Origin of the sequence: Mycobacterium sp. IS-3022 (assembly GCF_001500065.1) — a bacterium.
Taxonomy (GTDB): Bacteria; Actinomycetota; Actinomycetes; order Mycobacteriales; family Mycobacteriaceae; genus Mycobacterium.
The window spans coordinates 329,994-340,698 of the sequence record NZ_LQIN01000023.1; the positions used below are offsets into that span (position 1 = coordinate 329,994).

Genomic DNA, 10,705 nt, shown 5'->3' on the forward strand with positions numbered 1-10,705 from the left:
GAGAGTTCGTCTTTCAGCTCCGAGATTTCATCGGCCACAGCGAGGCAAGCATTGACCAGCGCGGTCATTGGGTCCTTTTCCCGTAGTAGCACTTCGGCGTGTAAGGCACTGTCTTGGGTGCTGCTCACCGCTCACCGCCCAGCAGTTCGTCAATCTCATCCTCTGCCATCCCCAACGGGGAGCTGGTGAGACCAAATTCGTCCAGCACCCAACGCTTTGCGCCGGACTGGCCGACTTCGTGCGCGGGCATCACGTGCCGAATGATGTCCAGCTCGTCACCGTCGAACGTGTGAGTCTTGCCGTCTCGCAGGCATTCAGCGGCCTTGAGGCAAATCGCCCCGACGTCGAACTCTGAGAAGTCCTCGCGGGCAAAGGGGTACACCGCGTTGATGACGTCGCGCCAAATGTCGGCGTAGGTGACGCGGGCTGAGATGAGCTTGTCTAGCTTGTCCAGTGCCGTAAGCGCCGCCGTGACAGTGGCGGCAGCGAGTATCGCGCGCTTCACCGGGCACCGCCCACCGGTTCGCCTTGGCGCAATCTCTCGACGTCTTCGGCGTGGATGCGGACCAGTCGCGGGCCGAGACGGTAGGCGCGCAGACGGCCAGCCGCGATGTAGCGGCGGATTGTCATTGGGTGCACCCCCAGTCGGGCGGCGGCTTCGTTCATGGTGAGATCGGGCATGTGTTTCTCCGTGTTGGCGGGTGATTTCCCAAGTGTGCCAACGCTTACCGGAGTAACGGTAGGTGATACCGTGATCGTAGAGCGCCTGTCACGCCCGCCCGTAGGATCAGGCCCGCTCAGATAGTGTGCGCGCTACGTGATCTCGGGCCGTGTTTCGGCAATTAGCCGCCAGCGTTAGCCAACTCCGACAACGCCTCGGCCACGGCGGCGTCCCGACCGGACACAATGCCCTGATACCGCAACGACGCGGTGATCGTGGTATGACCGAGCCGGTCCATCGTCTCACGTAGATTCCCAACCCGTGCTGCCTGCGTCCCCGCGAAATGGCGCAGATCGTGAATGCGGATGTGTTCGTGCCCAATGCTTTTGAGTGCGGCGGCGAAATAGCGCCGGAACGTCTTATCCGATAGATGACAGGAACGGTCGGCGGGGAACAACAGCGCATCGTCGGACCCGGCCACAAACCGCGACAGGTGCGCCGCGATGTCGTCGCGGATGTGCGGCGGCATCACCACGGCCCGCACCCGGCCCGACTTGGGTGTGTCGATATGACACTGGCCGTTCCGGTGAGTGACACCACGGGCCACCGCAATGACGTCGCCGTCGATGTCCTTGCGGCGAAGCTCGGTCACCTCGCCCCAGCGCAGCCCGCACCACGCGGAGATCAGCACCAGTGCCCTGTAGCGACTGTCGATGGCGTCGGCCAGCGCGGCGACGTCGGCCACCGCCAAGATGGTCGGCTTGCGCGTGCTCCTGGCGGCGGCGGCGCGCGGAATATGGCACGGGTTGACGTCGAGCAGCCCGTCCGTCACGGCGGTGCCGAGGATCGCGTGCAGCAGCCCGTAGGCGTGCGCCCGGTAGGTCGGTCGATCTTTCAGCGTGGCGGCGTGCCAGGCGCGCACCGCCTCGGGGGTCAGGTTGCGCAGCGGCACCGGACCAAGGACCGGGTTGATGTGGTCGGTCAGCAATGCGTCGTAGTGCCGCCGGGTGCGCGGCTTCAGGTCGCGGTGTTCTAGCCACTGCTCGGCGAAGCGGGCCACGGTGACCGCCTTGGCCTGTTTAGCTGCCGCCCGGTAGGACGGCGGTGTCCATTCGTCGCGTTCGATCAGCCGACGCTCGTCGGCCAGCCAATGCTCGGCGTCCATCTTGGCGGTGTAGGTGCGCGGTGCCCTGTGGCGGGTCAGATCGGGGCCTATGTAGCTCGCCTGCCAACGTTTCGAGGGCAGCCGACGCAAGTATCCCCAGCCGCGCCTGCCTGCCTTACCGGCCATCTCAGCACCCCGTCTCGTGCTATCTGTCAGACCATCTGCGTGTGATTACACGTGTCTACAGAGGTTAACTCACGAGAACATGAAGCTGCATCGCCGCAGGTAGAGGGCGGTAACAGTGCAGGTCGGGGTTATCTAGTCGGCTGGTTCGAACCCAGCCGGGACCACTCCGCCACAGCCTTCGGCGCTCACGCCGACCCCGCGCCTCCCTAGACTCGGACCATGCCTTGCGTGATCGGCCCGGCGGCTGCGGGTGACCATGTCTGAAGCGGACCAGCCCGTGGTGATCCTTCCGGAAAGCGAATGCTGGAAGCTGCTGGGCAGCGCGTCGTTGGGACGACTCGTCACGAGCGCCGACGGCAACCCGGAGATCTTTCCCGTCAACTTCGTCGTTCAACGACGGACGCTGTTGTTCCGTACGGCCGAGGGCACCAAGTTGGTCAGCACGGCGATCAACCGCGACGTGGTGTTCGAAGCCGACGATCACAACATCGCCGAAGGCTGGAGTGTGGTCGTGCGGGGCGTCGCTCGTCCGGTGCGTGACGATGACGACGTCGCGGAGGCCGAACGGGCGCAACTGCTGTCGTGGACTTCGAATGTCAAACAGCACTACGTCCGCATACTTCCGACAAGGGTCACCGGCCGCCGCTTCCGGTTCGGACCGTCGGAAGGCTAACGGCGGCGACGCCAGACGACGATCCCGAGCACCGCAAGGATGGCGATGACCGCCGCCACGGGCACCGTCCGCTTCGGATTGTCGGTGGCCGTATGCCGCAGCGTGTCCGCCTTCTCGACGACGCGCTCCTTCGTCTCGGTCGCCTTGTCCTTGGCGCGTTCCTTGGTTTCGTCGACCTTGTCCTTGGCGCGCCCTTTCACATCCAACTTGGCCTGCAGCGCCTCGACCGTCTCGCCGAGCTCGCTACGGGTCTGCTCGATGTCGGCCTGAATATCGTCGACGCCCGCTTCCGGGCCTGGTTCGGGGCGTGGATCCGGTGCGGTCATGAACGGGTGTCCTTCAATTCCTGGATGTCGGCTTTCACCGTCTCGACGGTCTTCGGGGCCGCGGGAGTGACCTCCCGCGCCTGTTTGCGTCCGATCAGCGCGGCGATACCCGCGACGACGAACAGCGCTGCGGCCATGATCAACGCCGCCGCCCACACCTCCAGCACCAGCGACAGCGCCGCCACCGCCGCGGCGATCAACGTCGCCGCGCCGAAGAAGGCCAACAAGCCCGCGACGCTGAACAAGCCCGCGCCGATTCCGGCGTGCTTTGCTGATTCCTGAAATTCCTTTTGCGCCAACCGCATCTCGTCGCGAATCAGCCGCGACGTCTGCGTCGACAACTGGCTCATCAATTCGCCGATCGACGGGTCTGCGGTAGACCTCGATTCCACCGTCATCACATACCAACCTCTGACTTGTCCTGACCTGTCGCGACAGTGATGCCCGTGGTCAACGGCCCCGAAACCCCGTGTCGACTTTGAATGCATCGAGACCTGCGACGGCGCGCACAACCGCGCGCGCAGCGGTCGACCCAACGCAGAACCGCAGGTGAGACCGATTGGCAGGACGCCGGCCGCGCCGGCGGCGGGATGCCCGGTCGTCCGACCATTCCGAACCGGTCACCAATTGGAAACGGTGCGGTGCGGCGTGGTGCGTCGCCGGCCGTTCGCTGCTGATATTAACGCGGTCGCAGAGGCGCGACTTCAATGCGGCATGCAGGTCTGCTGCCTCAGTTGAACGAAAGTACGAGCGTGAATGAAGGGATCAACGTCGATGACGACCTTTGAACGAGTCAACATCGCGGCAGCCATCGGGGCTGGATTGTGTGGGTTGGCGATGGCGTTGAGCCCGGCGGCGCTGGCCGGGGGCTACGAATGTGTCCAGACGTCGACTGGGGAAGCCCCTACAGGTGCACCGCCCGGAGCAGTGTGCGCTCCGCTCACCGACATGGCCGGCGTGCCGATGGCGTTCCCCGGTCCGCCGCCCGTCGCGCCGCCACCGGTCGTGCCACCGCCGCTGGTGCCGCCGATCGTGCCCCCGCCGCTCGTGCCACCGGCCGTGCCTCCGCCCCTGGTGCCCCCGCCCGTCGTGCCGCCGATTGCGGCCGGTGCTCCGGTGGCAGCCGGCGCCCCACTCACCACGATGGGTGGCGCCGCCGGTAAGGGCGGCAAGGGCGACTCTGTCGGCTCACCGCGGCCGGGCGCGCCCGCGCCGGGTCAGCCCACACCGCCTGGTCCTGCGGGCTAACGGTGCGCTGAGGACAGACCCTCCGGGTTGGGCCCGGCGGTGAGCACGACTTGCCGCCGGGCCAAATCCATTCCTGGACAACGAGCTACAACTTCTCCGAAGAGGGTTCGTCCGGTCGGCCGTGGCCCAAACGTGATGCAGACTTAATCGAATTGCCTACGCACTCTTGGACTTAATAAGCCGCGGCTCCCTTAGCATTATTGACATCGTTGTAATTTCAAGGGAGGCACCAAGATTGCGTGCGGTCATCCGGTGTGTTCTTGCTGCGGTCGTCGTCGCTACCTGTGTGGTGGCCGGGCCGGTCGACGAAGGCGCGGCAGCTGCCAGCCAATCGGTGCGAAGCGCCATCGCCTCCATTCTGCCCGCGGAAGGCCAGATCGTCGGGGTGGCGCACCCCGTAGTGGTGACGTTCGAGGCGCCCGTCGTCGACAAGAGAGCCGCCGAGCGGTTTCTCGACATCACATCGGCGCCCGCCATGACGGGCAAGTTCGAATGGCTCGACAACGAGACCGTGCAGTGGGTTCCGGACCGATTCTGGCCGGCGCACAGCACCATCGCCCTTTCCGTAGGCAACCTGAAGACGAACGTCGCGACGGGTCCGGCGGTCGTCGGTGTTGCCAATACCTCGGAACACACTTTCACCGTGACGATTGACGGCGTCGACGCAGGGCCACCCTCGATCCTGCCGGCTCCACATCACCGGCCACACTTCGGCAAGCCCGGCGTTTTTCCGGCGTCAATGGGAAGGCCCGAATATCCAACGCCCGTTGGCACTTTCACCGTATTGGCCAAAGAGCGCAACGTAATGATGGATTCGAGCAGCGTCGGCATCCCGGTCAACTCGGAGGACGGTTACCTGCTCGACGTCGAATGGGCCGTCCGGATCACCAGACGCGGCATCTTCGTGCATTCGGCACCGTGGGCGGTCAATTCACTCGGCTACGAGAATGTCAGCCACGGGTGCATCAGTCTCAGCCCCGAGGACGCCGAATGGTATTTCAACACCGTCAAGGTCGGGGATCCGGTTATCGTGCAACAGAACAGCGTCGAGGTGCCACGGCCGAGAGTCGAACCGGACAACCCGGAGGTTCCTCGAGTAATCGCCCGTTGACAAGGCTTCGCGCCGTCACCGCGACCGGAAGGACACCGACCGAAGTGGACAAGGCCAAGCCTCCCGTTCTGTTTCTGCACGGCGTGTTCGGTCGACCGTCACTGTTGCAGCCGTGGACCCGATTTCTGGAGAACGCCGGTTTCGAATGCCACGCGCCGGTGCTGCCGGGCCGTGACCCGACCAATGACGACGTGCTCGCACGTACCGGCATCCAGGACTGCTTCCGGGTGGCGCTGGCGGCATACGACCAACTGGGCGACGCGCCGATCGTCATCGGTCACAGCATGGGCGGCCTGCTCGCCCAGAAGATCGCCGCAGCACGCGATCCGCGTGCTGCGGTGCTGCTGGCGTCCATCCCGCCCGGCGTGCTCTGGCCGCAACTTCGCGTCCTGCCACACCTGTTCCCGCTACTTCCGCGCATCCTCGCAGGCAAGCCGTTCCTGCCGTCCGAGCGCACCATGCGGGAGGTCCCGCTCAGCACGCTCGACCGGGCCGAACAGGACGACCTGTTGCCCCGACTGGTTCGCGACTCGGGCCGGGTCTTCCGCGAGATGTCAATGGGAGCGTCGTCCACCAAGGTGAGCGCCCGGGACGTCACGTGCCCCGTGCTGTGCGTCAGCGCGGGTGCTGATCGGAATGTCGCACAATGGATCTCACGACGGATCGCCGCACGCTACAACGCGGAGCACCAGGTCCATCCCAACCTGCCGCACTGGATCATCGCGCAGTCCGCGGTCGACGACGTCGCGCCGCCGGTGCTGAACTGGCTGAACAAACAGCTCGACCTCGTCGGCTGACCAGACTCTCAGGGTTGGGCGTTCTTCACGAACTCCGTCGCGATCTTGATCAGCGGCACATTGGAGTCCTGAGACAGCTTGCGCAGCAGATCGAAAGCCTGAACAGCGTCGACGCCGTAGCGCTCCATGATCATGCCCTTCGCCTGACCGATGGTGTCGCGGCTGGCCAAGGCCTTTCTGAATTGTTCGTCGCGACGCACCGCATTCCACGCCACCGACGAATGCGCCGCGAAAACCATTCCGATGCTTCTCGATTCGTCGCCGAAAGCGTCGGGCTCCTCCGAATAGACGTTGAGCGCACCCATCGTCTCACCCTCGATGAAAAGCTGAAACGCCATGATCGACCGAATCGGCGTCTCCGCGAGAGCATCTCGGCGATAGTTCGGGAACCGGTCCTCAGTTTCGAGGTCGGCGACGTAAACGATCTTCTTCTCCCAGGCCGCGGTCAGGCACGGACCCTCCTGATGCCGCTGCTGGATCTTGTCCAAAAGCATCGGGTACAGATGGGTTGCTGCGGGGGTCTCGACGCTCTTGGACTTGCGGGTGATGGTGATGCCGGCGTACTGGGCGCCGGGGATCTCGACAGCCGCATGTTCGGCCAGCTCGGCGATCACCGTATCGGCGTCGGGCCGGTTGTAGAGTCCGCGCACAAGTTCTGCGATGCGCAGGTGCGTGCCCTCGCGCTCGTCGGGTTCGTTCGCCATCACCATCTGAAGTCCTTCTCCCAGTCGTTCAAGGCTACGCGCACGAGCCCGCGATTGACCTTGCGTTCGGATGGGAATTATCGGCGACGCAAGCAACCGTCAGTGCAGAGTAAGGCCTACACCGCAGACTACATCCGTTACAGCGCCCGCAGATACCGCTCCGTGACGACGCGCTGCACCAGCGACGTCACCGGCGACCCAAGGCGACTCCACCAGGTCGCGTGCCGGGAAAACGCCGTCACAACGGCCGACACCTGCTCCGACCCGGGGTCGTAGCGCACCAGGAACAGCTCCTCGCCCGACTCTGCGTGGCCGGGAAGGGTGCCATAGGCGAACCCGCGACGGTCGGGTTCGTCGACGACGTACACCACGCGGCACGGCGCCCCGATCGGACCGAGGTGCACGATCACCTCGGATCCCACCTGCGCGACTTCCGTCGTCGCTTCCACGCGTACTCCGGCACCGCGCAGCATGCCCCATCGCATGCCCGCCGCGGCGGCCTGCTCGAAGCGGCTTCGGCCGCGGCCGATGACGGCGGTCTTGTGCACGTGGTGATACCCGGGCGGCAGCGCGTGCGCGGTGGCTCCCACCTCCGGATAAGTCAGCGGCAGCGTGGCTAGATCGCTCAGCTTCATCCGGCTACCTTGTCATCGTCGCCGTAGCGTTGCGCGGTGACCACGAGCAACGCCGGAGCGGCCGGCGACCGAGCGAGGCAATACGGTGGTCCGGTGACCTTTGAGCAGCCCGTGGCGCCGGAACCCGGTGGGGGCTTCAACCCGCCGGTTCCCACCGAGCGCGGAGGACCCGACTACGGACGCTTCATCGAAGCCGTCCGCACGCTGCAGGACCACGCCCGCGCGGCCGACGCGCCCGACGAGGTGATCACCGAAGCGGCGGATCAGATCGAGAAAGTGTCGCAGCTGCTTGCGCCCTATTACGCCGACGAGTGGGTCTCGCCCTCCGGCCGGCGGATGGACCTGCCGAACCGCGGCAACGTCCTGGCGGTGCCGCTCGACGTGCACGTCACCGAAGACCAGCGCATCGTCGGCACTGCGGAGTTCCGCCGCTTCCACCTCGGCCGCAACGGCGCCGCACACGGCGGCGCGGTCGCGATGCTGTTCGACTCGCTGCTCGGCTTCACCGCGTTCAAACTCAGCGGCAGCAGGGCACAGCGCACCGCGTTCCTGCACGTCGACTACCGCAAGATCGCACATGTCGAAAAGCAGTTCCAAGTGGACGCAGGCATCGACCGGATCGAGGGCCGCAAGATCTTCGTCTCCGGGCGGCTGCAGGACGGCGGCACGGTGCTCGCCGAAGCACATGCGCTGTTCGTCAAGCTCAAGCCGGGGCAGCCGTGAACGGCCCCGAGGTCAAACGACGCTGGGCACGGTGGCGCGATCGGCTGCGCGAACGCCGCCGAGCGGAGTTCGTCTACCGCATCGTCGTCGGGGTCGTGGGCCTGATCGTGCTGGGCGCGGGCATCCTCGCCATCCCGTATCCGGGGCCGGGGTGGGCAATCGTGTTCATCGGGCTGGGCATCCTGGCCACCGAGTTCGACTGGGCCCGACGACTGCTGGCCTACGCCAAGGAGCGCTACGACAAAGTGATGGACTGGTTTCACCGCCAGCACGCCATCGTGCAGATTCTCGGCGGCGTGTTCACCGCGCTCGTCGTTGCGCTGACGCTGTGGTTGCTGGGCGCACTCGACTGGTCCGCCGAATTCGTCGGGTTCGAACACGAGTGGCTGAACAGTCCGATCGGCATCGGAGACTGACGACTCACCCCGATAGCATGGTCGCGTCCTCGACTCTGCTGACAACGAAACTGGAGATCCCCCGATGAGCGCCGCCGCCCGCCCCGCCTCCGCAGCCCCGATCCGGGTCGCTGCCGGGACCACCGCGGGCGAGGCGGTCCGCCAGGCGGGGCTGCCGAGTAGGGGGGCGCCCGACGCGATCGTGGTGGTCCGCGACGCCGAGGGCCGGCTACACGACCTGTCGTGGATACCCGACGCCGACGTCGAGGTGACTCCGGTGGCCGCCGACACCGACGACGGCCGCAGCGTCATCCGGCACTCCACCGCCCATGTGCTGGCCCAGGCCGTGCAGGACCTGTTTCCCGAGGCGAAGCTCGGCATCGGACCGCCGATCACCGACGGGTTCTACTACGACTTCGACGTGGAACGCGCGTTCACGCCCGAGGACCTGGCCGCGCTCGAGAAGCGAATGCGCCAGATCGTCAAGGAAGGCCAGCTGTTCTCCCGGCGCGTCTACGAGTCCAAAGACCAAGCGCGCCAAGAGCTCGCCGACGAGCCCTACAAGCTCGAGCTGGTCGACGACAAGTCCGGCGACCCCGACGTCATGGAGGTCGGTGGCGACGAGCTGACCGCATACGACAACCTCAATCCCCGCACGCGCGAACGGGAGTGGGGCGATCTGTGCCGCGGGCCCCACATCCCGACGACGAAATACATCCCGGCGTTCAAACTGACCCGCAGTTCGGCGGCGTACTGGCGCGGCAATCAGGACAACGCGAGCCTGCAGCGCATCTACGGCACGGCGTGGGAGTCGCAGGAAGCCCTCGACAAGCACCTCGAGTTCATCGAAGAGGCGCAGCGGCGCGACCACCGCAAGCTAGGCGCCGAACTCGACCTGTTCAGTTTCCCCGACGAAATCGGTTCGGGGCTGGCGGTTTTCCACCCCAAGGGTGGGATCATCCGCCGCGAGCTCGAGGACTATTCGCGCCGTAAGCACACCGAGGCCGGCTACCAGTTCGTCAACACTCCGCACATCACCAAGGCGGAGCTGTTCAAGATCTCCGGGCACCTCGACTGGTACGCCGACGGCATGTTCCCGCCGATGCACCTCGACGCCGAACTCAACCCCGACGGCACCGTGCGCAAGCCCGGCCAGGATTACTACCTCAAGCCGATGAACTGCCCGATGCACTGCCTGATCTTCCGCTCGCGGGGGCGGTCGTATCGCGAACTTCCATTGCGGCTCTTCGAGTTCGGCACCGTCTACCGCTACGAGCTGTCCGGCGTGGTGCACGGGTTGACCCGGGTGCGCGGGCTGACGATGGACGATGCGCACATCTACTGCACGAGTGATCAGATGCGTGGCGAGTTGACCTCGCTGCTGCGCTTCGTGCTCGACCTGCTCGGCGACTACGGCCTGACCGATTTCCACCTTGAGCTCTCGACCAAGGACCCCAAGAAGTTCGTCGGCTCCGACGAGCTGTGGGAGGAAGCCACCAACGTGCTGGCCGAGGTGGGCGCCGCGTCGGGACTCGAACTCGTGCCCGACCCCGGCGGCGCGGCGTTCTACGGTCCCAAGATCTCGGTACAGGTCAAAGACGCGCTCGGCCGCAGCTGGCAGATGTCGACGATCCAGCTGGACTTCAATTTCCCGGAGCGCTTCGAGCTGGAGTACACCGCCGCGGACGGGTCGCGGCAGCCGCCGGTGATGATCCACCGCGCGTTGTTCGGGTCGATCGAGCGCTTCTTCGGAATCCTCACCGAGCACTACGCCGGTGCGTTCCCCGCCTGGCTGGCGCCCGTGCAGGTGGTCGGCATCCCCGTCGCCGACGACCACGTCCCGTATCTGAACGGCCTTGCGACACAGTTGAAGATGAAAGGCATCCGGGCCGAGGTGGACGCCAGCGACGACCGGATGGCGAAGAAGATCGTCAACCACACCAACCAGAAGGTGCCGTTCATGTTGGTGGCGGGGGACCGCGACGTCGAGGCCGACGCCGTCAGCTTCCGCTTCGGTGACCGCAGCCAGCTCAACGGCGTACCGCGGGAGGAGGCCGTCGCCGCGATCGCCGACTGGATCGCGAGCCGGCAGAACGCCGCTCCCACCGCAGAACTGCTCGAGGTGGGCGCGTCGAAGTGAG

General features: G+C 65.7%; 14 protein-coding genes. 7 read left to right on the forward strand and 7 right to left on the reverse strand.

What is annotated here, in order from left to right; genetic code table 11:
* Window positions 1-124: 124 nt before the first annotated feature.
* The 3 genes from AU188_RS15995 to AU188_RS16005 all read right to left on the reverse strand — a co-directional run bounded on the left by AU188_RS15995 (window position 125) and on the right by AU188_RS16005 (window position 1,952).
* Window positions 125-505, reverse strand: a complete 381-nt coding sequence (locus AU188_RS15995) for a hypothetical protein (protein WP_059164648.1) — start codon at window positions 503-505, stop codon at window positions 125-127.
* Window positions 502-681: a helix-turn-helix domain-containing protein gene (locus AU188_RS16000; RefSeq protein WP_059164649.1), complete on the reverse strand. Its 180-nt coding sequence runs from the start codon at window positions 679-681 to the stop codon at window positions 502-504. The genes AU188_RS15995 and AU188_RS16000 overlap by 4 nt, the downstream gene beginning before the upstream one ends.
* Window positions 682-842: 161 nt before the next feature.
* Window positions 843-1,952 carry a tyrosine-type recombinase/integrase gene (locus AU188_RS16005; protein WP_059164650.1) on the reverse strand — a complete coding sequence of 370 codons (1,110 nt, stop codon included), beginning with the start codon at window positions 1,950-1,952 and terminating at the stop codon, window positions 843-845.
* 256 nt (window positions 1,953-2,208) lie between these two features.
* On the opposite strand from AU188_RS16005, the gene AU188_RS16010 reads away from it, so the two are divergent.
* Window positions 2,209-2,625 carry a pyridoxamine 5'-phosphate oxidase family protein gene (locus AU188_RS16010; protein ID WP_059164777.1) on the forward strand — a complete coding sequence of 139 codons (417 nt, stop codon included), beginning with the start codon at window positions 2,209-2,211 and terminating at the stop codon, window positions 2,623-2,625.
* Here the strand turns inward: AU188_RS16010 and AU188_RS16015 are convergent.
* Entirely contained in the window at window positions 2,622-2,951 is a 330-nt protein-coding gene (locus tag AU188_RS16015) for a DUF3618 domain-containing protein (protein WP_059164651.1), read from the reverse strand. The two genes, AU188_RS16010 and AU188_RS16015, sit on opposite strands and share 4 nt — an antisense overlap.
* Window positions 2,948-3,349 (reverse strand): phage holin family protein, encoded by a 402-nt coding sequence (locus AU188_RS16020; protein WP_172799513.1) that lies wholly within the window; start codon window positions 3,347-3,349, stop codon window positions 2,948-2,950. Before AU188_RS16020 ends, AU188_RS16015 begins: the two co-directional genes overlap by 4 nt.
* A 376-nt stretch (window positions 3,350-3,725) precedes the next feature.
* Here AU188_RS16020 and AU188_RS25330 point away from each other — a divergent pair, with 376 nt between their 5' ends.
* The 3 genes from AU188_RS25330 (at window position 3,726) to AU188_RS16035 (ending at window position 6,107) form a co-directional block, all read left to right on the forward strand.
* Window positions 3,726-4,199, forward strand: coding sequence for a hypothetical protein (locus AU188_RS25330; protein WP_059164778.1), 474 nt, complete (start codon window positions 3,726-3,728; stop codon window positions 4,197-4,199).
* Window positions 4,200-4,434: 235 nt separating this feature from the next.
* Window positions 4,435-5,310: a L,D-transpeptidase gene (locus AU188_RS16030; protein WP_059164653.1), complete on the forward strand. Its 876-nt coding sequence runs from the start codon at window positions 4,435-4,437 to the stop codon at window positions 5,308-5,310.
* The gene (locus tag AU188_RS16035) at window positions 5,307-6,107 is read left to right on the forward strand and encodes an alpha/beta hydrolase (RefSeq protein ID WP_172799514.1); all 801 of its coding nucleotides are present in this window, start codon (window positions 5,307-5,309) and stop codon (window positions 6,105-6,107) included. The genes AU188_RS16030 and AU188_RS16035 overlap by 4 nt, the downstream gene beginning before the upstream one ends.
* Before the next feature lie 8 nt (window positions 6,108-6,115).
* On the opposite strand, the gene AU188_RS16040 is transcribed toward AU188_RS16035, so the two are convergent.
* Together AU188_RS16040 and AU188_RS16045 are read right to left on the reverse strand one after the other, a co-directional pair.
* Window positions 6,116-6,817: a GAF and ANTAR domain-containing protein gene (locus tag AU188_RS16040; RefSeq protein WP_156426708.1), complete on the reverse strand. Its 702-nt coding sequence runs from the start codon at window positions 6,815-6,817 to the stop codon at window positions 6,116-6,118.
* 131 nt (window positions 6,818-6,948) lie between these two features.
* Complete coding sequence (locus AU188_RS16045; protein WP_059164655.1) at window positions 6,949-7,446, reverse strand: DUF1990 domain-containing protein; 498 nt, start codon at window positions 7,444-7,446, stop codon at window positions 6,949-6,951.
* A gap of 93 nt (window positions 7,447-7,539) precedes the next feature.
* On the opposite strand from AU188_RS16045, the gene AU188_RS16050 reads away from it, so the two are divergent.
* From AU188_RS16050 to thrS, 3 genes are all read left to right on the forward strand, one after another.
* Window positions 7,540-8,169: a PaaI family thioesterase gene (locus AU188_RS16050; protein WP_059164780.1), complete on the forward strand. Its 630-nt coding sequence runs from the start codon at window positions 7,540-7,542 to the stop codon at window positions 8,167-8,169.
* The gene (locus tag AU188_RS16055) at window positions 8,166-8,585 is read left to right on the forward strand and encodes a TIGR02611 family protein (protein WP_059164656.1); all 420 of its coding nucleotides are present in this window, start codon (window positions 8,166-8,168) and stop codon (window positions 8,583-8,585) included. The genes AU188_RS16050 and AU188_RS16055 overlap by 4 nt, the downstream gene beginning before the upstream one ends.
* Before the next feature lie 64 nt (window positions 8,586-8,649).
* Window positions 8,650-10,704, forward strand: a complete 2,055-nt coding sequence (gene thrS, locus AU188_RS16060; RefSeq protein WP_059164657.1) for a threonine--tRNA ligase — start codon at window positions 8,650-8,652, stop codon at window positions 10,702-10,704.
* Window position 10,705: the final 1 nt, after the last annotated feature.